Raw genomic sequence first — 25,642 nt, 5'->3', positions numbered from 1 at the left:
GTAGCGTTTACGGGGCTGGCATCAGCTCGGGGGTAGCCGTGCTCAGAGGTTGTCCCAGAGCCCGGAGTTGCTCGCTCAGATCTTGGCTATCGACGCGGTCAGTGTCACTCAGAGTCTGGTTCAGTGCCTGCCATTGCGTCTGCCAGTCAGTGCCCTCCGCTTCGGGGATCAACCACTGTGCCATGGGCGGATCGCCCGCGTTCATTAACTGATCGATTCCCGATATGGCACTGAGCACGACGCTCAGCGACTGACCGGCGAAGGCGTTGTGGGCCTGCTCGGGCGTTTCCAGTCGAGCCAGTTCCCCGGGCAGGCGTTCTTGCAACAGCACACGAAGGGCATCGCTGAGCAGGGGCAGGCGACTGGCCGGGCTGAGCTGTCGGTAAGTGGCGGGTAGCCGCCCGTTGGAGGACTGCCAGTGTTGCGCCAGCATAGTCAGGTCATCCTGCAGTAGCTGGCTGATCAGGCGCACCAGAGCGCGGCGACGGTTGTTGGGCAACTGATCGACGGTTCGCTCGGCATTCATCGGGTCGTCGCCAGCGCTGGTGCGAGCTTCAAAGTCACTGATCGGCCGATCGCCCTGTTCATCCCAGAGCAGGAACTCCAGGGCGTGCAGGCCCAGGGCGACATCGGCCTCATCGGTCAGGCCGTGTTGCTCGCGCAGGGTCTGGGCGTTGATGGAGACGGTGATGTCATTGACGATGCCGCTGTAGGGGTAGTTTTCCAGACCATCCAGGTAACCGGGCTGGATGGGGTGGGCGTCCACCTGAAAGGCGATCTCGCGCAAGTCGCCGAACAGGCCCGGGCTGCTTTCGCCCAGGGTCAGCAGTGGCTCCAGGTGATGCCAGCGGGTGTGGCAGTGGTGCCAGGCCTCCCGGGTCGCCGCGAGGGTGTCCTCATCCGGTTGGGCGAGAAACGTGTCGAGCCGCTCATGCATGTCAGCGCAGGCGGTGCGCGCTTCGCTCAGCCATACACTGCCCTGCTGCCAGGCCGCCAGCGTGCTGTCAGCCAATGCCGGGTCGGGTGTGGTAATACTCTGTGTGGCGCCGGGAGTTTCATCGGGCCCGCTGGTCGGGGCTTGCGGGCCGGGATCACAGCCCTGTATCAACAGAGCACTTACCAGCAGGAGGCTGTTGGTATGCCGCATGGTCAGTCCCTCAGGCTGATGATGGGCCATTGACGCTCCTGCGCGGCGCGGGTCAGGCGCGGATCAGGGTCAACGGCAATGGGGTAGCCGACTGACTCCAGCAGCGGCAGGTCGTTGGCCGAGTCACTGTAGAAGTGGGCCTCTTCCAGTGCATGAGGATACTGTTTCAGCCATTCCTTCAGGCGGGTGACCTTGCCACCCTGAAAGCAGGGAATGCCGGTGGGGCGTCCGGTGTAACCGTCGGGACCGCGTTCGGCCTCGCTGGCCAGCAAATGGGGAATACCCAGACGCTCTGCAATGGGGGTGGTGACCACATTGTTGGTGGCGGTGATGATCAGCAACTGATGGCCCTGCTCCCGGTGCTTCTGAATCAGTGTCTGCGCCTTATCCAGCATCAGAGGCTCAATCCACTCGGACAGGAATTCGCGCTGCAGTTCGGCAATCTGTTGATCGCTCAGGGACGCAAAAGGCGCCAGGGAAAAGCCAAGGTACTCGTGAATGTCCAGGCTGCCGTCCTGATAGGCGCGGTAGAAGTCGTCGTTGCGGGACTTGTACTCCCCGGGGTCGACCAGCGCCTTGTGGATCAGAAATTCGCCCCAGCGGTGGTCGCTGTCACCGGCGATGAGGGTGTTGTCCAGGTCAAAAATTGCGAGACTCACGGGTTACCTGCGGTTGCTTGGTCGAAGCCGCTAAGCATAGCCGCTCCACAGGCCGGGCTCAACCGCGCCAATTGCTGAGCGCAATGACTTTATGGAACAATAGGCCGAACCACTTTTATAACGATTGAAATAAGGATTGGCTGAATCCCGTGATAGACGCCGAAGGTTTTCGCCCCAACGTGGGCATTGTATTGACCAATGACCAGGGCCAACTGCTCTGGGCGCGGCGTGTTGGGGGACAGGATGCCTGGCAGTTCCCTCAAGGCGGGATTCATGAAGGGGAGTCCCCTGAACAGGCGCTGTACCGTGAACTGCAGGAAGAGATAGGACTGACCCGGGCCGATGTGGAAGTGCTGGCCTGCACCCGCGGCTGGTTGCGTTATCGCCTGCCGAGTCGATTGGTGCGCCACAACTCCCAGCCGCTCTGCCTGGGTCAGAAGCAGAAGTGGTTTCTGTTGCGCCTGAAATCTCCCGAGAGCCGGATCTGCCTGGAAAACGGCGGCCGCGCTGAGTTCGATGACTGGAGCTGGGTCAGCTACTGGTACCCGCTGGCCAAAGTGGTTGCTTTCAAACGAGAGGTTTACCGCCGGGCACTCAAGGAGCTCTCCCCCTACCACAGTCAACTCGAGGCCGCCTGGTTTGACCCGGCCCGTGCACCGGCGAGCCGCACATGCTGAATTCCCTGCGCTCCATCGTCCAGGAGGTCAACGCGGCGCGGGACCTCAAAACCGCGTTGGCCATTATCGTCTCCCGGGTCAAAACCGCCATGAAAACCGAGGTGTGCTCGGTGTATCTGCGCGGCCCTGAAGGAGATTATGTGCTGATGGCCACTGAGGGTCTCAACGCCGATGCGGTGGGTCGGGTGCGGCTGAAAGGTGGCGAAGGTCTGGTCGGGCGGGTGGTCACCCGGGAAGAGCCCATCAACCTCGAACAGGCGGAAACTCACCCCAGCTATCAATACTTCCCTGAAACCGGCGAGGAGCGCTTCAGCTCTTTCCTGGGCGTTCCCATTATCCACCACCGCAAAGTGCTCGGGGTACTGGTTGTCCAGCAAGTGGAGCGGCGCCGGTTCGATGAGGGAGATGAAGCCTTCCTGGTTACCATGTCGGCCCAGCTGGCCGGGGTGATCGCTCATGCCGAGGCGACCGGGGTGATGGTGGCTATTGGCGAAAAGGCGGCGCAGGCCAAGTTTGCCGGAGTGTCCGGCGCCTCCGGGATTGCCATGGGCGAGGCGGTGGTGATCACACCGCCAGCGGATCTGCGCTCGGTGCCCTATAAAACCTGCACCGACGTGGATGCGGAACTGGCGTTCTTTCAGAAGTGCCTGCAGGCAGTGCGGGAAGATATCAAGGGGCTTGGAGAGCAGTTAAAAACCCGGCTGAATCGGGAAGAGCAGGCGCTCTTTGATGCCTACCTGGCGATGCTCAACGATGCCTCTCTGGGCAAAGAGGTCACCGAACGAATCCGTCAGGGGACTGCGGCTCCCTCGGCCTGGGCTGATGTGATTCTGGAGCACGAGCGCACCTTCAGCAGTATGAGTGACGCTTATCTCAGGGAGCGGGCAACGGACCTGAGGGACCTGGGTCGGCGAGTGCTTGCATACCTGCAGGAGTCCAATCAGAAGTGCCGGATTTATCCCGATCAGACCGTTCTGGTGGGGGAAGAACTGACCGCCTCCATGCTTGGCGAGATCCCCAAAGACAAGTTGGCCGGCCTGGTCTCGGTGCAGGGCTCAAGTAACTCCCACGTGGCCATCCTCGCCCGGGCCATGGATATCCCCACGGTGATGGCGGCCGTGGATCTGCCCTACACCCAGGTCGACGGGCGAACCATGATCGTCGATGGCTACAAGGGTACGGTGTACACCGACCCGGGGCCGGAGCTGCGCAAACACTACAAGGCGATTTACCTCGAAGAGCAGGAGTTGGTCAAAGGCCTGGAAGCGCTGAAAGATCTGCCCTGTGAAACCACCGATCACTACCGCTTGCCGCTGTGGGTGAACACGGGCCTGATGACTGATGTGGTCCGCTCCCTGGAGCGTGGCGCCGAAGGGGTCGGCCTGTATCGCACGGAAGTACCCTTCTTGCTGCGCGACCGTTTCCCGAGCGAAGAGGAGCAGCGCTCCATCTATCAGGAGCAGCTATCGGCGTTTGCGCCTCACACCGTCACTATGCGGACCCTGGATATCGGTGGCGACAAGGCGCTGCCCTATTTCCCCATCGAAGAGGCGAACCCCTTCCTGGGCTGGCGCGGTATTCGGGTGACCCTGGATCATCCGGAAATTTTTCTGGCCCAGATTCGCGCCATGATCAAGGCCAGCGAGGGGCTGGATAATCTGCGGATTCTGCTGCCGATGATTACCAGCGTGCCCGAGTTGGAGGCGGCCAAGGTATTGATCTATCGGGCCTTCAATGAATTGCTGGAAGAGGGCCACTCGGTCAAACTGCCGCCGATCGGGGTGATGATCGAAGTACCCTCAGCGGTCTATCAGGCCCGGGAGCTCTCGGCCCGGGTGGACTTCCTGTCGGTGGGTAGCAACGACCTGACTCAATACCTGCTGGCCGTGGACCGAAATAACGCCCGGGTCGCCGATGTCTACCAGGCCTTCCACCCGGCGGTGCTGCGGGCGCTGCGCAGCGTGGTCGATGATGGTCATGTCGAGGGTGTCAGTGTGGGCATCTGTGGCGAGCTGGCTGGCGATCCGGGCGCTGCCATTCTTCTGATGGCCATGGGCTATGACGTACTGTCGATGAACGCTACCAATCTGCCCAAGGTGAAGTCGGTCATTCGCAATATCAGTCTGGAGCAGGCCCGCGCGCTGCTCTCTGAGGTGATGACCTTGCCCGACGCCGATCAGATCCGCCAGCGGGTGGATGACACACTGCGCGATCTCGGCGCGACGCGCCTGATTCGCCCCGCCAGCTCGGACGATTGATCGCCTTTGTCAGGCGTTGACGCTGTGTTCGTCACTCAACAGTGGTAGTATTCCGCCGCATTGAAATGTCTCCCCGTCCACTGACCGCGATAATCAAGGCTTATGAAATACCCCGAAATTGACCCGGTGGCCGTGAGTATTGGCCCCTTTGAGTTTGCCGGCCAGTCCTATGGTCCGCTGGATATTCACTGGTACGGCCTGATGTACCTGCTGGGCTTTGCCGGTGCCTGGCTGCTGGCGCTGCGCCGGGCGGGCTTCCCCCATACGGTGGTACAGCGCTCCCAGGTGGAGAATCTCACGACCTATGTGGCGTTCGGGGTGATTCTGGGGGGACGCTTTGGCTATGTGTTCTTCTACCATTTCAATTATTGGCTGAGTGATCCCGTCTGGCTGTTTCGGGTCTGGGAAGGGGGTATGTCCTTCCACGGCGGGTTGCTTGGGGTCATTGTGGCGCTGGCCCTGTTCGCCTGGCGAACCAAAGTGTCATTCCTGGCGTTGACGGATTTTGTTGCACCGCTCGTCCCTATTGGTCTCGGGCTGGGGCGCCTGGGCAACTTTATTGGCCAGGAACTCTGGGGGCGCGCGGCGGATGTCCCCTGGGCGATGGTCTTTCCCAAGGATCCTGAGGGCATTGCACGGCACCCCTCTCAGTTGTATCAGGCGACGCTGGAGGGGTTGGTGCTTTTTACCGTGCTTTACTGGTATTCATCAAAACCCCGACCACGTGGAGCGGTGGCCGGGCTATTTCTGGTGCTATACGCCTGCTTCCGGATCTTTGCCGAATTTTTCCGCGAGCCGGACCAGCACATCAGTTTTGATCTGTTTGGCTGGGTCACCCGCGGCCAGTTGCTCTCCTTGCCGATGCTCATTCTCGGCATCGGGGTGCTGGTGTGGAGTTGGCAGCAGCAGGCCAGGCGCAGGCAGTCGGGGCGCTGAGTTCGAACGTTTTCGGTATCAGGTAATTCAACATGCAACAGTATTTGGCGCTGATGCGCGATGTCATCGACAACGGTCTGGATCGCGGGGACCGGACGGGAACGGGCACCCGGTCGGTGTTCGGGCGGCAGCTTCGGTTCGATCTGTCTGAGGGGTTCCCGTTGGTCACCACCAAGACCGTGCACCTGAAAAGTGTCATCGTCGAGCTCCTCTGGTTTCTGCAGGGTCGCACTGACGTTACCTGGCTGCAGGAGCGTGGCTGTAAAATCTGGAATGAATGGGCCACCACGAAGGGCGACCTGGGGCCGGTGTATGGAAAGCAGTGGCGCAGTTGGGCCTGTCCGGATGGCCGTACCATCGATCAGATCAGTGAGGTCATCGAGCAGATCCGCACCAATCCCAACTCCCGACGTCTGATCGTCAGCGCCTGGAATCCGGCCGACCTGCCGGATGAGTCCCTCAGTCCCCAGCAGAATGCCGAGCAGGGGCGTATGGCTCTGGCGGCCTGCCACACCCTGTTTCAGTTCTACGTGGCGGACGGCCGACTTTCGTGCCAGCTGTACCAGCGCAGTGCCGACCTGTTTCTGGGGGTACCCTTCAATATCGCCAGCTACGCCCTGCTGACCCACATGATCGCCCAACAGTGTGATCTGGCGGTGGGGGACTTTGTCCATACCTTTGGAGACTGCCATCTCTATCACAATCACCTGACCGACGATATTGTCTACGAGCAATTGCGCCGCGAACCCCGGCCTCTGCCGACATTGGTCATCGGGCGCCGCCCGGACTCGGTGTTTGACTACGAACTGGATGATTTCCGGTTTGAGGGGTACGACCCCCACCCGAGGATCAAGGCGCCGATTGCGGTGTGATGTCCGTCACAGAAAAGGGGAACCTTGACGTATGACTGTGGCCTTAATAGTGGCGGCCGCGCGCAATGGCGTGATTGGCCGGAATAATGAGTTGCCCTGGCATCTGCCAGACGACCTGAAGTATTTCAAAGCGATCACTTTGGGCAAGCCGGTCATCATGGGGCGCAAGACCCATGAGTCCATCGGTCGCGCCCTGCCGGGACGGCTTAACATCGTGGTGAGCCGGCAGTCGCGAGAGCAGTCGGACCCGGCTCTGCGCTGGGTGACGAGTATCGAGGCCGCGATTGAGTTGGCCCGCCGGGAGCAGCCGGATGCTCCGGAAATCATGGTTATGGGCGGAGAGCAGATTTACCGCCAAAGTTTACCTCTGGCTGATCGGGTCTATTTGACCCGGGTCGACCTGGAGGTGGAAGGGGATGCCCACTTTCCGACACTCAGTGGCGAAGAGTGGCACCTCGCTGACGAGCAGCCCGGGGCGGATAACGCCTCGGTGGGGCACGTCTTTCAACGGTATGATCGTATTACCGTTTGATGACAGCATGACGGCGTTGGTTAAACTTTGAGCAGGTGTTACTGAAAACAGACAGTCTGAGGGACAATTTGTTACCGAGGTGATACCAATCTACTCACTTGGGAAACGGTTTCCCTAAAGCATTGAATGTGAAGTAAGCCTCTTATTACAATGCTGCGTTCTTGGCTGCCTCGTAGAGGTTTTTGCCAGCCTTTTGAAGGCACTGTGTGGATAACGTGTTGTGTGGCAGCTGCCTGTCGCAAACTCATCTGATGCAAGCACCCGAGTTGGGGGAAATATGAAAAAGCAGCGATTGAAAGCCGTGGCTCTGACCACCGCGCTTTCTGCCGGCGCGCTAATGGGTAGCGTTGCCGTGGCAGATGAAACCCTGGAGCAGATTCTCCAGGTCGGTGAGGCCAAAACCGCGATGGCCCAGGAATCTCAACAGCGGATCGACCGCCTGGCCCAGGAAACCGACGATCTGCTGCAGCAGTTCAAGGTGGTAAACAAGGAAATTGAAGGTCTGCGTACCTACAATCTCCAGTTGGAGCGCCAGATCGAAGCGCAGCAGCGCGTGCTGCGTGACCTCGATCAGTCCATCGAGCAGGTGACCGTAATCGAGCGTCAGATTCAGCCGCTGGTTATGAACATGCTGGATGCACTGGAGCAGTTCGTTGAGCTGGACATGCCCTTCCATCTGGAAGAGCGCCGTGCCCGAATCCAGATGCTGCGAGACAATCAGGACCGTGCCGATATCTCGGTAGCTGAGAAATTCCGTCAGGTTCTGGAAGCCTACCGCATCGAGTCCGAGTACGGTCGTTTCCTCGACACCTATCGCGACTCGCTGGAAGTGGATGGCCAGGAACGCGAAGTGAACATTCTGCGCGTTGGCCGTATTTCCCTCATGTATCAGACCACAGATACCGAGCAGCAGGGCGCCTGGGACAAAGAACAGGAAGCCTGGGTTCCGCTCGATGATTCCTATCGGAATCACATTCTCAAGGGTCTGCGCATTGCCCGTGACCAGGCAAGCCAGGACATCATGATGTTACCCGTTCAGGCTCCGGAGGCAGCACAATGAAGATGACGTTTTTGAAGGGCTCTCTGGTTGCCCTGACAGCGGGCCTGCTGAGTGCCAATGTCGCTCTGGCCCAAGATGATGATAAAGCGGGTTCGCTCGACGAGCTGCTGGAGATGGTGCGTGAATCGCGCGTCAATGAGTCCCAGGAACACCGCGAACGCGAAGCGCGTTTCCGTCAGGAGCGCGGTCAGCAGCAACAACTGCTGAATGAAGCTCGTGAAACCCGTGCCCAGGAAGAAAACCGTTCCGAAACACTGGAAGCCCGCTACGACGAGCAAGAGCTCGAAGTGGATGCCAAACGCAACCAGTTGAACGAGCGTCTGGGTTCTCTGCGCGAACTGTTCGGTCACCTGACCTCAACCGCGGGCGACCTGCGTTCCACGATCAATACCTCAATCATCAGCGCTCAGTACCCGAACCGGGGCGAGTTTCTTGACGGCCTGATCGACAAAATGAACAGCAACACTCGTCTGCCCAGCATCGAGGAAATCGAGCGTCTGTGGTACGAGGTGCAGCGTCAGATGGTCGAGAGTGGTCGCATCGTCAAGTTCAATGGCGAAGTGATCAAGCCCAATGGCGACAAGGTCGATCAGGAAGTGGTCCGTATCGGTGCCTACAACCTGGTGTCCGAAGGCAAGTATCTGGCCTTTATCCCCGACGGCGCCAAGATGGAACAGCTGGCTCGTCAGCCTGCTGGCAACATTCAGGACGCGGCAGCCAACCTGCAAGCGGCCGACTCTGGCCTCGTTCGCGTGGGCATCGACCCGACTGGCCCGACCGGCGGTTCACTGCTGACCGCGCTGATCGACAGCCCCACCTGGGGTGAGCGCTGGCACCAGGGCGGCGGCGTAGGCTACGTCATCACCGCTGTGGGTGTGTTCGGCTTCCTGCTGGGTATCTGGCGGATCATCGTACTGAGTGCGGTCAGTGCCAAAGTGACCTCTCAGTTGAAGTCCAGCACGCCGAGTGCCAACAACCCGCTGGGTCGTGTACTGCAAGTGGCAGAGGACAACAAAGGCGTTGATCCCGAGACTCTGGAACTGAAGCTTGAAGAAGCCGTTCTGAAAGAGCGTCCGAAGATCGAAAGCGGCCTGGCTCTGTTGAAGATCATTGCTGCCGTTGCACCGCTGATGGGTCTGTTGGGTACCGTAGTGGGTATGATCCTGACCTTCCAGGCAATCACCATCTTTGGTGCGGGCGATCCGAAGAACATGGCAGGCGGTATCTCCTCCGCTCTGATCACAACCGTTCTGGGTCTGGTAGTGGCAATCCCGACAGTATTGCTGCACACCATCGTTAACGGTCGCGCCAAGCGCATCATCCACATTCTGGATGAGCAGACTACCGGCATTGTTGCCGAGAACTCCGAGCGCAATAAGTAGGAGATAGACCATGACGGCAATAATGGAAGCGTTTGCAGCCATTAAAGCCTTTTTGGATCAAGGGGGCGGTGTGCTTGTGCTCATCGCCATCCTAACCTTCCTGATGTGGACCCTCATTTTTGAGAGGGTCTGGTACTTCAAAGGTGGTCTGAAAAGCGATGTCCAGGCGGCACTGGATCAGTGGGAAAGCCGTAGTGAGCGGAAATCGTGGAATGCCCACCAAATTCGTGAGGCGATGATTTCCCGAATCTCCGAGAAGATCAACACCAACATGGACATGATTGCCACCATGGTAAGTCTGTGTCCTCTGTTGGGTCTGCTCGGAACCGTGACCGGTATGATCGAGGTGTTTAACGTCCTGGCGATGACGGGCGGCGGCGACGCCAAACAGATGGCCGGCGGCGTATCGCGGGCAACAATTCCGACCATGGCGGGTATGGTGGCGGCCCTTTCCGGCCTGTTTGCCAACACCTATCTTGAGCGGATTGCCGATCGCGAAAATCACCTGTTTGCCGATCACCTGACGATGGATCACTAAGGCGAACACCCAGTTTAAACCCGGTATTTAAGAGATATCCCATGAGCAGGAACAATCAGAAAGCCGAAGAAGAAGCTCAGGCCATTGACTTGACGCCCATGCTCGATGTGGTGTTCATCATGCTGATCTTCTTCATCGTGACTGCTACATTCATTAAAGAGACGGGGATTGAAGTCAATCGTCCTGAAGCGACCACAGCGGATCCTAAGGAAGAAGCTGCGATTCTGATTGCCGTTAACGAAAATAACGAAATCTGGATCGACAAACAGCAGGTGGACAAGCGTGGTGTCCGGGCTCAAATCGAGCGCTTGCAGGCTGAAAACCCGCAAGGGACAGTGGTTATCCAGGCGGATCAGGGCGCGGATATGGAGTTTGTTATTGCCATTACAGAATCCGCACGCGAGCTGGGTATTACCAACGTCGCTGTCTCCACTGAAGAGAACTAGGCTGCTATGAATTTTGCAAGAGTAGGTATCGCGGGGGGGTTATCGGTCGTCGTAACGGTGGCCCTGCTGTTTTTGATGCAGTCCTTGATCAACTCCGACCTTGGTCAGGACGAAGAGCCGGAAGACCGTAAAATCGCCGATATCCATATGCCGGATACGGAGATTGAGACGCAGTACGAGGCGGCCAAGCCGGAAAAACCGGAGGATCCCAATGAGCCTCCGCCGGATATTCCGGAGCCCGAGTTCGACTCTCCGGACGTTGATGCAAGTGCCTTGAACATGGCGGCTCCGAGTATGGGGCTGGATATGAACATGGGCACCGGTGGCAACTTCTCTGGTGACGGTGAATACATGCCGATCGTGGCCGTGGCACCCGAGTATCCGCGTCGTGCGGCTCAGCGTGGAATCGAAGGCTTTGTGACGGTGAGCTTTACCGTGACCACTAACGGTTCGACCCGTGACGTGGTGGTGGTGGATGCTGTGGATACGGAAGGTCGCGAGACCAGCATCTTCAACCGTGCGGCGATTCGCGCTGCAGAGCGTTTCAAATTCCGTCCGCGGACGGTAGACGGCGAGCCGGTGGAAGTGGCCGGTGTTAGCTATCGTTTCGTCTTTGAACTGGCGGACGAGTAGGTTGGGGGTTATGACAGTGAATAAACTACAAGCATTTTTTGCCGGTACGCTGAATCGCAGCCTGTTGGCGGCAGCGCTGGTCACCGCTCCTGCCGTCTCCACCGTGGTTGTGAATGAAGTGGCACCGGAGGCCAGTGGTTGGCTCCAGGGCAGTGTTATGGCCCAGGAGTTGATCCAGCCTGCCAGCGAACCGCCGGAAACCCGACGGATTCCCGGCATCAGCCAGCGGTTGAATGAAGAGCTCTCTGAAGTTCAGAGCTTTATCGATCCGGAAGAAGATTCCGGTCGTGAGCCGGACTTGAACGAAGCGTTGCGTCTGTTGCAGGAAATGGAAAGCAACATTGATGAATACAACGCCTATGAGCAGGCTCAGATTTACAACTTCGTTGCCAACGTTCATTTCCAGATGGACAACATGGAGCGCACCATTGATGCCTTCGAAAAGGTAGTGGCCCGTTCTCCGCAGATTCCCTCTGGCCTGGAAACGTCCACCTGGCAGGTGCTGGGCAAGTTGCACATGCAGGAAGAGAACTTTGAAGCAGCGCTGGACGCATTCGAGAACTGGACCAATATGGTTACCAGTATCGATGCGGATCAGTACTACGTGTTCTCTCTGTTGTTCTATCAGATGGGTGACGCCGACCGTGCCCTGGTCCATGTCAACGAAGCCGTTGAGATGGCCGAGCAGGATGGCGAAATTCCCGAAGAAAACTGGTACGCCATGCAGCGTCTGTTGTACTTCGAGAAAGAAGACTACAGAAGTACGTTGAACGTGTTGAAGAAGATGGTTCGGGATTATCCGAAGGTGTCGACTTGGCGCCAGCTGTCGGACATGTACAGCCTGCTGGAGGAGTTCGACAACCGTCTGCACTCTCTGGAAGTGGTGTACCTGCTTGGCGGCCTGGACAAGGAAAACATCCTGGTTTCCATGGCCTCCATGTATCTCGACCGCGATATTCCCTACAAGGCCGCCAAGGTCCTGGAAAAGGGAATCTACGAAGACGAGATCATTGAGCCGACTTCCCGGAACCTGGAACTTCTGGCCAACTCCTGGAGCATGGCTCAGGAAGTGGAAAAGTCCATGGTTGAAATGGAAAAAGCGGCCGAGAAGTCTGACGAAGGAGATCTGTTTGCTCGTCTGTCTGCCATTTATATGCTGAACGACCGCTACGAAGACTCTATCGAGGCGGCCCGTGAAGCGTTGGACAAAGGGGTTGATCGTGCTGACCAGGTGTACCTGAGAATGGGTACCGCCTATGTGAACCTGGAGCAGTATGATGAAGCGATTGAATCCCTGAAAGAAGCGGCTAAAGACAAGCGCAGCGAAGAAGCGGCCAAGCAGTGGATCAATTTCGCGGAGAAAGAAAAAGAGCGCGAAGAGAAAGCTCGTAAAGAAGAAGAGCGTTATCAGGAGCGCAAGCGTAAGTGGGAAGAGGAAGACGGTCTGGTATTGCCGGGCGCCTGAACCTCCGATCTCAACGCACAAAAAAACCGGCTTCGAGCCGGTTTTTTTGTATCTGCGAAAAAGGAGTGCATCGCGTCTGGCGTCCCTGCCAGTTGCCCTCAAAGTGGGCTCAGTCGAGTTTACTCAGGTCCCTTACGGCCCCTTTGTCGGCGCTGGTCGCCAGCATGGCGTACGCTTTCAGGGCGGTGCTGACTTTGCGCGGACGGGCTTCTCGGGGTTTCCACGCCTGCTCGCCCCGCGCATTCATGGCATCGCGCCGTGCCTGCAGTTCTTCATCGCTCAGACGTGCTTCAATCCGGCGATTGGGGATATCGATGAGAATGATGTCGCCATCTTCTACCAGACCGATCGCACCACCCGCCGCCGCCTCAGGCGATACGTGTCCGATCGACAGACCCGAAGTTCCGCCGGAGAAACGTCCGTCCGTCAGCAGCGCACAGTCCTTGCCCAACCCTTTGGATTTCAGGTAGCTGGTGGGGTACAGCATTTCCTGCATACCGGGACCACCGCGAGGCCCCTCGTAACGGACAATCACCACTTCACCGGCTTTGACTTTCCCGCTGAGAATCGCGTCGACCGCCTCGTCCTGGCTTTCCACAACGCGCGCGGGCCCTTCAAACACCCAGCAGCTCTCGTCTACGCCCGAGGTTTTCACCACACAGCCGTCCAGGGCAATATTGCCCTTCAAGACCGCGAGGCCGCCTTCACGGGTGTAGGCGTGCTCCAGTGAGCGGATACAGCCGTTGGCGCGATCGTCATCGAGGCTGGGCCAGCGAGTGGCCTGACTGAACGCCTGCTGGGTCGGGATGCCCGCCGGACCGGCCTTGTAAAAGGTGCGCACCTCGTCGGAGGTGGTCGTCGTGATGTCCCAGTGATCCAGGGCTTCCTGGAAGGTGTTGCTGTGAACGGTGGGCAGGTCGGCGTGGAGCAGGCCGGCCCGATTGAGTTCGGCCAGAATGCTCATTACCCCACCGGCGCGGTGCACGTCCTCGATATGATAGCGCTGGGTGTTGGGCGCCACTTTACACAGCTGAGGAATCTCCCGGGACAGGCGGTCGATATCGAACATGGTGAAGTCAACGTCGCCCTCCTGAGCGGCCGCCAACAGGTGCAGAATGGTGTTGGTGGAGCCGCCCATGGCAATATCCAGGGCCATGGCGTTCTCAAAGGCCTTGAAGTTCGCGATAGAGCGAGGCAGCATCCGCTCATCGTCTTCCTCGTAGTAGCGTTTGGTGATATCGACAATACGTCGTGCCGCCTCGAGGAACAGCGCTTCCCGGTCGGCGTGAGTGGCCAACAGAGTGCCGTTGCCGGGCAGTGACAGGCCCAGCGCCTCGGTCAGACAGTTCATGGAGTTGGCGGTGAACATCCCGGAGCAGGAGCCGCAGGTCGGGCAGGCGGAGCGCTCGTACTCGGCCACGGTTTCGTCGTCCACCGAATCGTCGGCGGCAATGACCATGGCGTCAATCAGGTCCAGGTTGTGATCCGCGAGTTTGGTTTTGCCCGCTTCCATGGGACCGCCAGACACAAAAATCACCGGGATGTTCAGGCGCATGGCGGCCATCAGCATTCCGGGGGTGATTTTGTCGCAGTTGGAGATGCACACCAGCGCGTCCGCGCAGTGGGCATTGACCATGTATTCGACGGAGTCGGCGATGATGTCCCGGGACGGCAGGCTGTAAAGCATGCCGTCGTGACCCATGGCAATGCCATCGTCTACCGCAATGGTGTTGAACTCTTTGGCCACACCACCGGCTTTTTCGATTTCCCGTGCGACCAGTTGCCCCATGTCCTTGAGGTGGACGTGGCCGGGCACAAACTGGGTGAAGGAGTTGGCGACGGCGATGATGGGTTTGTGAAAGTCTTCGTCTTTCATCCCGGTGGCACGCCACAGCGCGCGAGCACCAGCCATGTTCCGGCCAGCAGTGGTGGTTTTGGAGCGATAAACGGGCATGGTTCTACTCTTCGTCTGACGTCATAAAAAAGCGTCAATAATAGCAGAAAACCAGCAAAGCGGCGGGTGTGCTTCGCCTGGGATATTGGTGTGACGGAAAGACCGGGTCGCTGCGGGGTATACCCTTTCAAGACACGCCGTAAACCCATCCCTGGGGGCTCGAATCGCGGGTCCCCCGCTCCACGGTCTTGAAAGGCTGTACCCCACATCGTCCCTCAGTGCCACAGTTCAGGCACCGTAGCGTCCCGATACGAAGCTCTAACGGTTTCTCTACCTGTCCTACAGATTCTTGATAAAAATCTTCGAATTCCGCTGATAGTTGTACAACCGCCGCCGGGCAACGGGAAGGTCATCAATCTGTGCCTGGACAAAGCCCTGTTCAATAAACCAATGAGCCGTCTGGGTCGTGAGAAGAAACAACTGCTTGATCCCCTGTCGCCGCGCCATTTTCTCCATCTGGGTTAGCAACGTCGACGCCCGGCCGCCTTTGCGGTACTCCGGATGGGTGACCACACAGGCCAGCTCCGCACTCTCCTCAAAGGGATACATGGCCGCACAGGCGATGATGGTGCCGTCCTTTTCCAGCACATGGAACCGGTCGATCTCCGTCTCCAGCAGCTCCCGGGAGCGGCGCACCAGAATGCCCTCATTCTCCAGCGGTGCGATCAGCTCCAGGATCCCGCCGACATCATCAATGGTCGCCCGGCGCAGTTGCTCGTAACTGTCGGAGTGCACCATGGTCCCCATGCCGTCCCGGGTGAACAGCTCGCTGAGCATGGCCCCGTCGGTGGCGTAACTGAACAGTTGGGCCCGGGGGACACCCTGCAGGCAGGCCAGATAACAGGCCGAAAGTGCCTGACGGATATCCCCGCTGATGTGTTCACCTTGCTGTTCCAGAAACTCGCGACACTCCTGAACGGCCAGTTGACGGACCAACTCGCCGTTGGTGTCACTGACGCCTTCGGCCTCAATGAACGCCAGTAGCTTGTCCGCCTTCAGCGCCGAGGCCACCTGCGTGGCAACATCGGTGAAGGAGAGGTTGAAAGCCTCGCCGGTCGTGGAATAGCCCAACGGCGAGAGCAGGGCGATGGCCCCCGAGTCCAGTACCGTGTTGAGTGAGCGGGTGTTGATCCGGCGGACCTTGCCGGTGTGTTGCAGATCGACCCCGTCGAGAACGCCGTGGGGCATGGCCACCACAAAGTTGCCACTGATCACTTGCATGCGGGCACCGTGCATGGGGGAATTGGGCACCCCGGTGGACAGGGCCGCTTCCATTTGAATCCGCGCCTGGCCAATGGCCTGGGTAACCTGATCGAGGCTGGTGGCGTCGGTGACCCGGAGATTGCGGTGAAATCGGCTCTCGGTGCCGGATTCAGCCAGCCTGGCATCGATCTGGGGACGCGCTCCATGCACCACGACCAGGCGCACACCCAGGCTGCTGAGCAACGCAATGTCGTAAATGATATTGCCGTAGTTTGGATGCACCAGGGCCTCACCCGGCAGCATCAACACAAAGGTCTTACCCCGGTGTGCGTTGATGTAGGGCGAGGAGTGCCTGAACCATTTGACGTAGTCTTGGGTTGAACCGGTCAAAGCGTTAGTTCCTTTTGTCAGACACAGGGGGGGCGGACGCCGCCGTGTCGGGCTGGATGCAGAAGCGATCGATCAGGCCGCGGAGAATGTCCACTGCCGGTGCCAGCTGTTGAATATCGATAAACTCGTCGGGCTGGTGTGCCTGGTTGATCGAGCCGGGTCCGAGTACCAGGGTCTCCATGCCCAAAGACTGCAGAAATGGAGCCTCGGTCGCGAAGGCCACGGCTTCACTGGCATGGCCGGTGAGCCGCTCACAGGCCTGTACCAGTGCCGACTGCTCGCCCTGCTCAAAGGGCTCCACGCCGGCAAATAGCTCCGAGAGCACGATATCGGTGCCGGAACGCTCCGCAATGGGCCGCAGGCGCCGGTCGATGGCCGCGCGTAATTCATCGTTATCCATGCCGGGCAGGGCCCTCAGATCGAAGTGCAACTCGCACTCGGCACAGATCCGATTGGGGTTGTCGCCGCCATGGATGCAACCGAGATTCATGGTCGGCACATCCACCTGAAACCCCGGGTTGCGGTAGCGGGCCTGCAGTTCGCCCCGGTACGCCAGCAGCTCGGAGATCACTCCGTGCATGGTTTCCAGTGCGTTTTTACCCAATGCGGGGTTGGATGAGTGGCCGCTGGCGCCGTGCACCCGGATGGATTCCATCATGATGCCCTTGTGCATGCGCACCGGTCGCAGTTCGGTGGGCTCTCCAATCACCGCGTAGCGCGCCTTGGGGCGGCCCAGCTCCACCAGTGCCCGGGCGCCGCTCATGCTGCTTTCCTCATCGGCGGTGGCGAGCACAATCAAGGGCTGCTGCAGTGGCTGATCCGCAAGTGCATCAATTGCCGCCAGTACCGCCGGGAAAAAGCCCTTCATATCGGTAGCGCCCAGACCGTAGAGCTTCCCGTTCCTCTCTGTCAGTGTGAAGGGGTCGCTCTGCCAACGGTTGTCGTCGTAGGGCACGGTATCGCTGTGACCGGAGAAAACCAGCCCGCCCGGGCCGGTGCCTTTGCTGGCAATCAGGTTGTATTTACCACTCTTGCCGGGCACCGGCAGCAGCTCGCACGCAAATCCGCGCGCGTCCAACCACTCTGACAACAGGTCGAGCACCGGCTTGTTGCCCATATCCCAGTGGGGGTCGGCGCAGCTCACCGACGGATGAGCCACCAGTTGGGCGAGTTGGTCACGATAACGCTTGAGATCGAAAGTCATACACGGCCGGATTCAGAGAATGTATCGGCAGTGTAATACAGGACGGGAGTATCGGGTAGGGCGCCGCTCGGGCGCCCTACGGCAATCGGCGTGGCTTAACCAAACACGCCTTTGAAGAAGAAGAAAAACAGAATGGCCAGGCCGGCCCCGGCGGGTAGGGTGATGACCCAGGACATGAAAATGGTGCCGATCACCCGAAGGTTCAGGGCGCCAATACCCCGCGCCAGGCCCACTCCCAGGACGGCGCCTACCAATGTGTGGGTGGTGGAGACCGGCAGGCCGGTCCCCGAGGCGAGCACCACGGTGCCGGCGGCGCCGAGCTCGGCGGCAAAGCCGCGGCTCGGGGTCAGCTCGGTGATTTTCTTGCCGATGGTGGCAATCACCTTCCAGCCATAGGTGGCCAGGCCGATCACAATACCCACCGCACCAATCAACAGAACCCAGGCGGGTACCACCGCCTGTGCGCTGACCGACTGGGTCTGCACCACGCTGACCACTGCAGCGAGCGGGCCAACGGCGTTGGCCACATCGTTGGAGCCGTGGGCGAAGGCCATGGCACAGGCGGTAAAGATCATCAGAATGCCGAATACCCGTTCGACGCTGGTAAAGCGGTTGACGGCGTCGGCTTCGTTGTCTTTCTTGATGTTACGCATCATGTAAATGCCGAGCACGGCGACCAGTACACCGATGACGGCCGATACCAGCATGCTCTGGAAAAAGCTGGGCTGAAACGCTGAATCACTCAGAACGTGCTTAAGGCCTTTTACCAGAGTCACCATGGCAATCAGAAAGCCCACGGCGAACATGTAGAGGGGAATGTAGCGTTTGGCGTTGCTGAACGGGTCTTCGGTGTTGAGGATCAGTTTCTGCACCGAGCGGAACAGCCAGAACGCAATGGTTCCCGCCAGTACCGGCGAGACCACCCAACTGGCGACGATGGTGCCCACCTTGTTCCAGGCCACGGCCTCCATGGAGATACCCACGGCGGCGAAACCCACAATAGCGCCAACGATGGAGTGTGTGGTGGAGACCGGCCAGCCCAGAATGCTGGCGATCAACAGCCAGGTACCGGCGGCCAGCAGGGCGGAGAGCATCCCGAACACCAGTAAATCCGGGTTTTCCGTCATGATGACGGGGTCGACAATGCCTTTGCGGATGGTGGAGGTCACTTCGCCACCAGCGAGGTAGGCGCCGAGGAACTCGAACACCATGGCCACCAGAATGGCCTGTTTGATGGTCAGTGCTCGCGAGCCCACCGAAGTGCCCATGGCATTGGCGACGTCGTTGGCGCCCACCCCCCAGGCCATAAAGACGCCAAAGATGCAGGCGAGGATGAGCAGCGTCTGGCCGTATTCTGCGATCACGGTCATGTGGTTACCCCAATATTATGTAGGATTGAATTAACGCGCGAGCAGCAGTTCGAGACGGCCGCCGACATCCTGAGCGCGGTTGGCGAGGTCACCGATCCAGTCGATCACCTTATACAGAAACATCACGTCCACCGGTGGCAGGTCGGCCTCCAGGCTGTACAGGGTGGCGCGCATCTGGACTTCAAGCTGGTCGGTCTTGCGTTCCAGAGCATCCAGTTCCTGGATCATTTTTTCCACAATGCCCAGCTCCCGGCCGCTGAAGCCGGTTTCCAGCAGCTCGTCCAGCTCGTTGATGGCCACCAGCGCCTGCTCGGCGGCTTTCACTGCGGCGCCCACGTACTCCAGGGTCATATCCTGCATGGTGGCGGGGATGGTCATCTTGCGGCCGAGCATGATCCCGGCAATGTCCTTGGCGCGGTTGGCGATGCGGTCCTGCATGCTCAGCAGTTCCAGCAGGTCGGTGCGCGGGACTGGCAGGAAAAGACTCTTGGGCAGATGCAGCCGGAGCTGCTTTTTCAGGGCGTCGGCCTCACGCTCCAGCTCGACAATACGCTGTTGAACGGTTTCGACCTGTTCCCAGTCGTCGGCGATCACGCACTCAAAGAAGCGCTGCAGCTCGCCAGTGGCGCGAATGGCCACGGCCATGTGCTCCTGCATGGGCTTGATGGGTGAACGCCCGAACAGGTTCGAGAAAGGGTTGTTGATAGCCATAATGGTAGTTCCCCCTTGCGAAAGTGCGGGCAGTATAAAAACTTATGCCCGGCAGGTCACCCTTGAATTTGACATTTTTATGACAGATTCCCTGGCCATACCCCCGCCTTGTGTGGTTTGTTCGGGGCGGAGCGCCTTTCCTTGGTGTTGTCCACGGATCAGACAGGCTACAATCGAGCGAGACGAATCGGAAACGGGAACGCGCCTATGGCTTCAGTAGCCACTGCACAGCATAGCCTCGATTTACGCCGGCTGGTGGATGATCTGGTCAAAGATGGACGATTGGGGCAGGAGGACGCCAACCGCCTGCTTGGGGCGGTCCGGACCCGGGAGCAGGCGATGATGCACCCGCTGGCCTATATCGCGTCCCAGGGGCTGGACGATATCACCCGCCCGGGCAAGGTACTTGATGGTGATACGCTGACCGCCTGGCTGGCCGAGAAAGCCGAGCTGCCGGTCTATCACATTGACCCTCTCAAGATTGATGTGCCCAGGGTGACGGACGTGATGTCCTACGCCTTCGCCAAGCGCCACGGCATTCTCTGTGTTGAGGTGACTCCGGAAACCGTCGTGGTGGCCTGCACCCAGCCGTTCATGACTGGCTGGGAGCCCCAGTTGGAGCATGTGGCGCGGCGCAACGTGAAGCGGGTGTTCGCCAACCCGGCCGATATCGATCGGCACATGGTGGAATTCTACACCCTCGCGCGCTCGGTCAACCGGGCCAGCGGTGGCCCGGGCGCCAGCGGGGTCGGCAACTTTGAGCAACTGGTCGATTTGGGGAGCTTCAGCGAAGATCCGGAGGCCAATGACCAGCATGTGGTGAAGATCGTCGACTGGCTGCTGCAGTACGCCTATGACCAGCGTGCCAGTGACATTCATATCGAGCCTCGCCGCGAGGTGGGCCGGGTGCGGTTTCGCATCGACGGCGTGCTCCATCCGGTGTACGAATTGCCCGCCAATGTCGCCAATGCGGTGACCAGCCGGTTCAAGGTGCTGGCCCGGATGAACATTGCCGAGAAGCGCAAGCCCCAGGATGGCCGGATCAAAACCCGGCGCAGCGATGACAGCGAAGTGGAGCTGCGCTTGTCCACGCTGCCGACGGCTTTTGGCGAAAAGCTGGTGCTGCGGATTTTCGACCCGGACGTGCTGCTGCGCAGTTTTGCCGACCTGGGGCTGGTCGGGGAGGACTACGAGCGCTGGCGGGGCATGCTCGAGCGACCCAACGGGATTGTCCTGGTGACTGGTCCCACCGGTTCGGGTAAAACCACTACGCTCTATTCATCGTTGCGTCAGATCGCCACGGAGGAGGTGAACGTCAGCACCATCGAGGATCCCATCGAGATGGTGGAGGAGCATTTCAATCAGACCCAGGTGCATCACAAGATCGGGCTGGATTTTGCCGCCGGTATCCGCACCCTCATGCGCCAGGACCCGGATATCATCATGGTCGGGGAGATCCGCGACCTGGAGACGGCGCAGATGGCGGTGCAGGCGGCTCTGACCGGGCATCTGGTGTTGTCCACGGTACACACCAACGATGCGCCGGCGACGGTGGCCCGCCTGTTGGATCTGGGGATTCCCCCCTACCTGATCAATGCGACCCTGTTGGGTGTGATGGCGCAGCGTCTGGTGCGCACGCTGTGTCCGCATTGCAAGGAGGAGGGGGAGATCAGCTCCGAGGATTGGCAGCAGTTGGTGACGCCCTGGAAGGTGTCGGTGCCGCAGCGGATTTATCGGCCGGTGGGTTGTCTTGAGTGTCGCAATACGGGCTATCTGGGGCGTCAGGGGTTGTATGAGATTCTGCTGTTGTCGGAGTCGGTGAAGGATCGGATCGGGACTGAGACGAGTCTGGGGGAGTTGCGCAAGCAGGCGATGCGCGAGGGGATGCGCACCTTGCGGTTATCCGGCGCCCAGAAGGTCGCCGCGGGCCTGACCACCGTAGAAGAAGTCATGCGCGTCGCCCCACCCCCCGAAAAAGAACGCTAGGCGGTAATCTTAAGGGGCGGGGCGGCACGGGGTGAAGCCTTCCAGGACACGCCGTGAATACGTCCCTGTAGGCTCGCATCGCGGGTCCCCCGCTCCACGGTCCTGGAAGGCTTCACCCCGCACCGCCCCTCAGTGCCATCGAATGACTCTGGTACGCGTAGGGCGGATCGGTCCGACGTATCGGAGCAAAGCGCATCCGCCGTAACCCAACTTTAAAGCCCCAACAGAACAAACAACGGAGCTCCAAAATTTATGTTCGACCCAAACCAGGTCCCCACCCAACTCCACGAGGCCACCCGCAAGCGCTTTGATGATTTCTACGAGGTCATCGAGCAGAGGGAGCTGGATCGTCCGGAGTCACTCTTGCCCAAAGGGGTGTCGGAAGCGGCGTTCCGTGAACAGATGAATACCGCGTTCGCCGCCAGCGAGTACCTCGCGAAAACCGCCACGACACGACCGGAGCTGTTGTTGGAATTGGTGCGTTCCGGGGCGCTGTTTGCGCCGCTGGAGGACGGCTCCTTTCCCGATCTGGTCGAGGCGGTGGCGGCCTGTGAGGATGACGGGTCGCTGGATAAGGTGCTGCGCCGGGAGCGGCATCGGGCCATGGTGCGCATCATCTGGCGGGATCTGAATCGTCTGGGTTCGATGCGGGAGATTACCGATGAGCTGTCCCGCTTCGCCGAGGCGGCGATCCAGTGCACCCTGGATTACCATTTCGAGCAGCTCAAACCCCGTTGGGGGGTGCCCACCGGCAAGTACAGCGGCAAGCCGCAGCCGCTGATTGTGCTTGGCATGGGTAAGTTGGGGGCGCGAGAGCTGAATGTCTCCTCGGATATCGATCTGATTTTTGCCTACCCGGAGGCGGGGGAGACCCAGGGTGGGTCGCGGTCACTGGGTAATCAGGAGTTTTTCACCCGTCTGGGGCAGCGGTTGATCAAAAGTCTGGACGCGCCCACCGCCGAGGGTTTTGTGTTCCGGGTGGATATGCGCCTGCGTCCCTATGGCCAGAGCGGCGCGCTGGTGTCGAATTTCGATGCCATGGAGGAGTACTACCAGAGCCAGGGCCGGGACTGGGAGCGCTACGCCATGATCAAGGCCCGTCCGGTGGCGGCCAGCGGTGAGGGGGCCAAGCCGGCGGCGGACGAGCTGATGGAATTGCTGCGGCCTTTCACTTATCGCCAGTACATCGACTTTAGCGTGATTGAATCCCTGCGGGCCATGAAGGGGCTGATCAGCCGCCAGGTGCAGCGTCGGGGCATGAGTGAGGATGTGAAGCTCGGCGAGGGCGGCATTCGGGAAATCGAGTTCGTGGTCCAGGTGTTCCAACTGATTCGCGGTGGACGGGACCCGCGCCTGCGGGAGCGGCAGGTGTGTGAGCTGTTGCCCCTGTTGGAGGCGGAAGGGTATCTCCCGGAAAGCAGCGGACAGGCCCTGCTGGCCGCCTATGAGTTTCTGCGCAATACCGAGCATGCGATCCAGGGCTATCAGGATCGCCAGACCCAGGCTCTGCCGTCGGATCCGGACGGACAGTGCCGGATGGCCTGGGTGCTGGGCTTTGAGAGCTGGGATGCCTTTTCCGAAACCCTTGCCGAGCACCGCGCGCGGGTCAATCGCGAGTTCCAGGAGGTGATCGCCGATCCGGATGCCGATCAGGGGCAGGAGCCCGAGAACCTGCAGGACTGGGTGTCACTCTGGGAGGGCAGCCTGGAGGGTGACGAAGCTGTGGATTGGCTGACCGGGCAGGGCTTCGATCAGCCCGAGCGGGTCTTGTCGGTGTTGGCCGACATCCGCTCGCACCGGCAGGTGGTGGCCATGCAGGCCAGCAGCCGGGATCGCCTGGATGCCTTTATGCCCCGCTTGCTCGCCATGCTCGGCGAGGGCGAAGCGGTGGGCGATACCCTGGCGCGGATTCAGCCGCTGGTGGTGTCGATCGTGCGTCGAAGTGCCTATCTGGTGTTGCTGGTGGAGAACCCGGTGGCGTTGCAGCAACTGGTCCGGCTCTGTGCGGCGAGCCCCTGGATCGCCGATGAGCTGGCCCGCTTTCCGGCGCTGCTGGATGAGCTGCTCACCCCGGAGAGTCTCTACGCGCCGCCGGACAAAGACGAGCTGCGCGATGAGCTGCGCCGGGAGTTGTTGCGCACCGCCTGGGATGACCTTGAGGGGCATATGGAAGCGCTCCGCTATTTCCGTTCCGCCCACGCGTTGCGGGTGGCGGCCAGCGAGGTGACTGGGGCCCTGCCGCTGATGAAGGTCAGTGATTACCTGACCGATCTGGCCGAAGTGATTCTGGAGCACGTGCTGGAGTTGGCCTGGGAGCAGTTGATTCCGCGCCACGGTCGCCCGAGTAACGTCCGGGGTGAGCCGGAGCAACACCCCAACTTTGTGATCGTCGGCTACGGCAAGCTGGGCGGAATCGAGTTGGCCCACGGCTCGGATCTCGACCTGGTGTTTATTCACAACAGCGACCCGGAAGGCAAAACCGATGGCGAAAAACCGGTGGACAACAATGTGTTCTATACCCGCCTGGGTCAGCGGATCATCCACATCCTGAATACCCGGATGCCCTCGGGCACCCTGTATGAGGTGGACATGCGTCTGCGCCCCAACGGCGATGCGGGGATGTTGGTCACGTCCCTGCCGGCGTTTGAGAAGTATCAGCAGCAGGAAGCCTGGACCTGGGAACACCAGGCCTTGGTGCGGGCCCGGGTGGTGGCTGGGGATGCCGGGCTGGCCGAAGCCTTTGCGCAGGTCCGGCAACAGGTGTTGTGTCAGCCGCGGGATCTGGAGGCGCTGCGCGAGGAGGTCATCAAGATGCGCCAGAAAATGCGCGAACACCTGGGAACCCGCCCCAAGCCGGGCGCTCAGGGCGATGACGAAAAGATGCCTTTTCATCTCAAGCAGGATGCTGGAGGTATCGTCGATATTGAATTTATGGTTCAATATGCGGTTTTAGCCTGGGCCGAGAGTGAGCCTGGGCTCACCGAGTATACCGACAACATCCGCATACTCGGTGCGCTGGAACAATCCGGCCGGTTGGGCGCAGAAGCCGTCGCCCAGTTGATTGATGCCTACAAGGCCTATCGGTCCACCGGCCACCGCCTCGCGCTACAGCGCCAGGAGGCAGTCTTGGAGGATGGCGCGCCCTTTGCCGAGGAGCGGCGCCGAGTAACTGGCCTGTGGCGGCAACTGCTGGAATCCCATCTATGATCGGTCCTGCCGAGCGCCGACCACGGCCCCACGAATTTCATATTTAGGAGTTGGTTATGTCATTTGCCGATCGCGACGGCGTTATTTGGCTGGATGGCGAACTGGTGCCCTGGCGGGATGCCCGGGTTCACGTACTGACCCACACCCTGCATTACGGCATGGGCGTGTTCGAGGGCGTGCGCGCCTACGAAAGCAGCGACCGGGGCACCTGTATTTTTCGCCTGAAGGAGCACACCGACCGGCTGTTCCGTTCCGCCCATATCATGCGGATGGACCTGCCCTACAGCAAAGATGAGCTGAACGAAGCCCAGAAGCTGGTGGTACGGGAGAACGGCCTGCATGAAAGCTACCTGCGTCCCATGGCGTTTCTCGGCTCCGAGGGCATGGGGCTGCGCGCCGATAACCTGAAGGTGCATGTGATGGTCGCCGCCTGGCACTGGCCGTCCTACATGTCCCCGGAAGCGCGGGACATGGGCATCAAGGTGCGTACTTCCAGCTACACCCGTCATCACGTGAATATTTCCATGTGTAAGGCCAAAGCCAACGGCCACTACATCAACTCGATGTTGGCGCTGCGTGAAGCGCTGGACAGCGGTTGTGAAGAGGCGCTTTTGCTGGACAACGAAGGCTATGTGGCCGAGGGCAGCGGCGAGAACGTCTTTATCGTCCGCGACGGCATCATCTACACGCCGGAACTCACCTCGTGCCTGGACGGCATCACCCGCAACACCATTTTCCAATTGGCGGCGGACTGCGGTTATGAAGTGCGGGAAAAGCGCATCACCCGGGACGAGGTCTACATTGCCGATGAAGCCTTCTTTACCGGTACCGCGGCCGAGGTTCTGCCCATTCGCGAACTGGATGGTCGGGTGATTGGTGAAGGCCGTCGCGGCCCGGTCACCACCCAACTGCAGTCGCTCTACTTCGATGCAGTCAAAGGTAAGCTGTCCGGTCATACCGAGTGGCTGGCACCGGTGGCTGACTGAACCACTGATCCAAAACGCGCCCTCCC

21 protein-coding genes are annotated in these 25,642 nt (G+C 59.9%); 14 read left to right on the top strand and 7 right to left on the bottom strand.

Annotation, left to right across the window (positions count from 1 at the left end):
• Positions 1-7: 7 nt before the first annotated feature.
• Positions 8-1,177: an imelysin family protein gene (locus OOT55_RS11585; RefSeq protein WP_265366028.1), complete on the bottom strand. Its 1,170-nt coding sequence runs from the start codon at positions 1,175-1,177 to the stop codon at positions 8-10.
• Positions 1,150-1,806, bottom strand: coding sequence for an HAD family hydrolase (locus tag OOT55_RS11580; RefSeq protein ID WP_265366027.1), 657 nt, complete (start codon positions 1,804-1,806; stop codon positions 1,150-1,152). Before OOT55_RS11580 ends, OOT55_RS11585 begins: the two co-directional genes overlap by 28 nt.
• Before the next feature lie 149 nt (positions 1,807-1,955).
• On the opposite strand from OOT55_RS11580, the gene OOT55_RS11575 reads away from it, so the two are divergent.
• The 11 genes from OOT55_RS11575 to OOT55_RS11525 all read left to right on the top strand — a co-directional run bounded on the left by OOT55_RS11575 (position 1,956) and on the right by OOT55_RS11525 (position 12,605).
• Entirely contained in the window at positions 1,956-2,483 is a 528-nt protein-coding gene (locus OOT55_RS11575) for an RNA pyrophosphohydrolase (protein WP_265366026.1), read from the top strand.
• Positions 2,477-4,741 carry a phosphoenolpyruvate--protein phosphotransferase gene (ptsP, locus tag OOT55_RS11570; RefSeq protein WP_265366025.1) on the top strand — a complete coding sequence of 755 codons (2,265 nt, stop codon included), beginning with the start codon at positions 2,477-2,479 and terminating at the stop codon, positions 4,739-4,741. Before OOT55_RS11575 ends, ptsP begins: the two co-directional genes overlap by 7 nt.
• Positions 4,742-4,843: 102 nt before the next feature.
• The gene (gene lgt, locus OOT55_RS11565) at positions 4,844-5,677 is read left to right on the top strand and encodes a prolipoprotein diacylglyceryl transferase (RefSeq protein WP_265366024.1); all 834 of its coding nucleotides are present in this window, start codon (positions 4,844-4,846) and stop codon (positions 5,675-5,677) included.
• A gap of 32 nt (positions 5,678-5,709) precedes the next feature.
• Positions 5,710-6,549: a thymidylate synthase gene (locus OOT55_RS11560; protein WP_265366023.1), complete on the top strand. Its 840-nt coding sequence runs from the start codon at positions 5,710-5,712 to the stop codon at positions 6,547-6,549.
• 31 nt (positions 6,550-6,580) lie between these two features.
• A complete protein-coding gene (locus tag OOT55_RS11555) occupies positions 6,581-7,081 on the top strand; it encodes a dihydrofolate reductase (protein WP_265366022.1) in 501 nt (166 codons plus the stop codon).
• Between the two features lie 277 nt (positions 7,082-7,358).
• Positions 7,359-8,141: a DUF3450 domain-containing protein gene (locus OOT55_RS11550; protein WP_265366021.1), complete on the top strand. Its 783-nt coding sequence runs from the start codon at positions 7,359-7,361 to the stop codon at positions 8,139-8,141.
• Entirely contained in the window at positions 8,138-9,523 is a 1,386-nt protein-coding gene (locus tag OOT55_RS11545; protein ID WP_265366020.1) for a MotA/TolQ/ExbB proton channel family protein, read from the top strand. The genes OOT55_RS11550 and OOT55_RS11545 overlap by 4 nt, the downstream gene beginning before the upstream one ends.
• Before the next feature lie 10 nt (positions 9,524-9,533).
• Positions 9,534-10,061: a MotA/TolQ/ExbB proton channel family protein gene (locus OOT55_RS11540; protein WP_024461373.1), complete on the top strand. Its 528-nt coding sequence runs from the start codon at positions 9,534-9,536 to the stop codon at positions 10,059-10,061.
• Positions 10,062-10,102: 41 nt separating this feature from the next.
• Positions 10,103-10,507, top strand: a complete 405-nt coding sequence (locus OOT55_RS11535) for an ExbD/TolR family protein (RefSeq protein WP_265366019.1) — start codon at positions 10,103-10,105, stop codon at positions 10,505-10,507.
• A gap of 6 nt (positions 10,508-10,513) precedes the next feature.
• Positions 10,514-11,140 carry an energy transducer TonB gene (locus tag OOT55_RS11530; RefSeq protein WP_265366018.1) on the top strand — a complete coding sequence of 209 codons (627 nt, stop codon included), beginning with the start codon at positions 10,514-10,516 and terminating at the stop codon, positions 11,138-11,140.
• 16 nt (positions 11,141-11,156) lie between these two features.
• The gene (locus OOT55_RS11525; protein WP_265366017.1) at positions 11,157-12,605 is read left to right on the top strand and encodes a tetratricopeptide repeat protein; all 1,449 of its coding nucleotides are present in this window, start codon (positions 11,157-11,159) and stop codon (positions 12,603-12,605) included.
• A gap of 109 nt (positions 12,606-12,714) precedes the next feature.
• Here the strand turns inward: OOT55_RS11525 and ilvD are convergent, their stop codons facing one another.
• The 5 genes from ilvD to OOT55_RS11500 all read right to left on the bottom strand — a co-directional run bounded on the left by ilvD (position 12,715) and on the right by OOT55_RS11500 (position 19,437).
• Positions 12,715-14,559 carry a dihydroxy-acid dehydratase gene (gene ilvD, locus OOT55_RS11520; RefSeq protein ID WP_265366016.1) on the bottom strand — a complete coding sequence of 615 codons (1,845 nt, stop codon included), beginning with the start codon at positions 14,557-14,559 and terminating at the stop codon, positions 12,715-12,717.
• 279 nt (positions 14,560-14,838) lie between these two features.
• On the bottom strand, positions 14,839-16,152 hold the full coding sequence (gene argA / locus OOT55_RS11515; protein ID WP_265366015.1) for an amino-acid N-acetyltransferase: 1,314 nt from the start codon (positions 16,150-16,152) through the stop codon (positions 14,839-14,841).
• A 4-nt stretch (positions 16,153-16,156) separates the two neighbouring features.
• Positions 16,157-17,356, bottom strand: a complete 1,200-nt coding sequence (argE, locus tag OOT55_RS11510; RefSeq protein WP_265366014.1) for an acetylornithine deacetylase — start codon at positions 17,354-17,356, stop codon at positions 16,157-16,159.
• Between the two features lie 95 nt (positions 17,357-17,451).
• A complete protein-coding gene (locus OOT55_RS11505; RefSeq protein WP_265366013.1) occupies positions 17,452-18,726 on the bottom strand; it encodes an inorganic phosphate transporter in 1,275 nt (424 codons plus the stop codon).
• A 30-nt stretch (positions 18,727-18,756) separates the two neighbouring features.
• Positions 18,757-19,437, bottom strand: coding sequence for a TIGR00153 family protein (locus OOT55_RS11500; RefSeq protein WP_265366012.1), 681 nt, complete (start codon positions 19,435-19,437; stop codon positions 18,757-18,759).
• Positions 19,438-19,644: 207 nt separating this feature from the next.
• Here OOT55_RS11500 and OOT55_RS11495 point away from each other — a divergent pair, with 207 nt between their 5' ends.
• The 3 genes from OOT55_RS11495 to OOT55_RS11485 all read left to right on the top strand — a co-directional run bounded on the left by OOT55_RS11495 (position 19,645) and on the right by OOT55_RS11485 (position 25,616).
• Entirely contained in the window at positions 19,645-21,423 is a 1,779-nt protein-coding gene (locus tag OOT55_RS11495; RefSeq protein WP_265366011.1) for a GspE/PulE family protein, read from the top strand.
• A gap of 252 nt (positions 21,424-21,675) precedes the next feature.
• Complete coding sequence (gene glnE / locus OOT55_RS11490; RefSeq protein ID WP_265366010.1) at positions 21,676-24,630, top strand: bifunctional [glutamate--ammonia ligase]-adenylyl-L-tyrosine phosphorylase/[glutamate--ammonia-ligase] adenylyltransferase; 2,955 nt, start codon at positions 21,676-21,678, stop codon at positions 24,628-24,630.
• Between the two features lie 56 nt (positions 24,631-24,686).
• On the top strand, positions 24,687-25,616 hold the full coding sequence (locus OOT55_RS11485) for a branched-chain amino acid transaminase (protein WP_265366009.1): 930 nt from the start codon (positions 24,687-24,689) through the stop codon (positions 25,614-25,616).
• The last annotated feature ends 26 nt before the right edge of the window (positions 25,617-25,642 follow it).

This window comes from Marinimicrobium sp. C6131, assembly GCF_026153455.1.
Classification (GTDB): Bacteria; Pseudomonadota; Gammaproteobacteria; order Pseudomonadales; family Cellvibrionaceae; genus Marinimicrobium.
The sequence above is the reverse complement of the archived record's forward strand: the minus strand, read 5'-3'. Positions and strand labels throughout refer to the sequence as shown.

Bases quoted from the DNA above. Each gene is read 5' to 3' on its own strand.
- OOT55_RS11535 (WP_265366019.1), top strand. From the start codon at position 10,103: ATGAGCAGGAACAATCAGAAAGCCGAAGAAGAAGCTCAGGCCATTGAC.
- glnE (WP_265366010.1), top strand. From the start codon at position 21,676: ATGTTCGACCCAAACCAGGTCCCCACCCAACTCCACGAGGCCACCCGC.
- OOT55_RS11485 (WP_265366009.1), top strand. From the start codon at position 24,687: ATGTCATTTGCCGATCGCGACGGCGTTATTTGGCTGGATGGCGAACTG.
- OOT55_RS11500 (WP_265366012.1), bottom strand. From the start codon at position 19,437: ATGGCTATCAACAACCCTTTCTCGAACCTGTTCGGGCGTTCACCCATC.
- lgt (WP_265366024.1), top strand. From the start codon at position 4,844: ATGAAATACCCCGAAATTGACCCGGTGGCCGTGAGTATTGGCCCCTTT.
- OOT55_RS11505 (WP_265366013.1), bottom strand. From the start codon at position 18,726: ATGACCGTGATCGCAGAATACGGCCAGACGCTGCTCATCCTCGCCTGC.
- OOT55_RS11555 (WP_265366022.1), top strand. From the start codon at position 6,581: ATGACTGTGGCCTTAATAGTGGCGGCCGCGCGCAATGGCGTGATTGGC.
- ptsP (WP_265366025.1), top strand. From the start codon at position 2,477: ATGCTGAATTCCCTGCGCTCCATCGTCCAGGAGGTCAACGCGGCGCGG.
- OOT55_RS11560 (WP_265366023.1), top strand. From the start codon at position 5,710: ATGCAACAGTATTTGGCGCTGATGCGCGATGTCATCGACAACGGTCTG.
- OOT55_RS11540 (WP_024461373.1), top strand. From the start codon at position 9,534: ATGACGGCAATAATGGAAGCGTTTGCAGCCATTAAAGCCTTTTTGGAT.
- OOT55_RS11545 (WP_265366020.1), top strand. From the start codon at position 8,138: ATGAAGATGACGTTTTTGAAGGGCTCTCTGGTTGCCCTGACAGCGGGC.
- argE (WP_265366014.1), bottom strand. From the start codon at position 17,356: ATGACTTTCGATCTCAAGCGTTATCGTGACCAACTCGCCCAACTGGTG.
- OOT55_RS11550 (WP_265366021.1), top strand. From the start codon at position 7,359: ATGAAAAAGCAGCGATTGAAAGCCGTGGCTCTGACCACCGCGCTTTCT.
- ilvD (WP_265366016.1), bottom strand. From the start codon at position 14,559: ATGCCCGTTTATCGCTCCAAAACCACCACTGCTGGCCGGAACATGGCT.
- OOT55_RS11585 (WP_265366028.1), bottom strand. From the start codon at position 1,177: ATGGCCCATCATCAGCCTGAGGGACTGACCATGCGGCATACCAACAGC.
- OOT55_RS11495 (WP_265366011.1), top strand. From the start codon at position 19,645: ATGGCTTCAGTAGCCACTGCACAGCATAGCCTCGATTTACGCCGGCTG.
- OOT55_RS11530 (WP_265366018.1), top strand. From the start codon at position 10,514: ATGAATTTTGCAAGAGTAGGTATCGCGGGGGGGTTATCGGTCGTCGTA.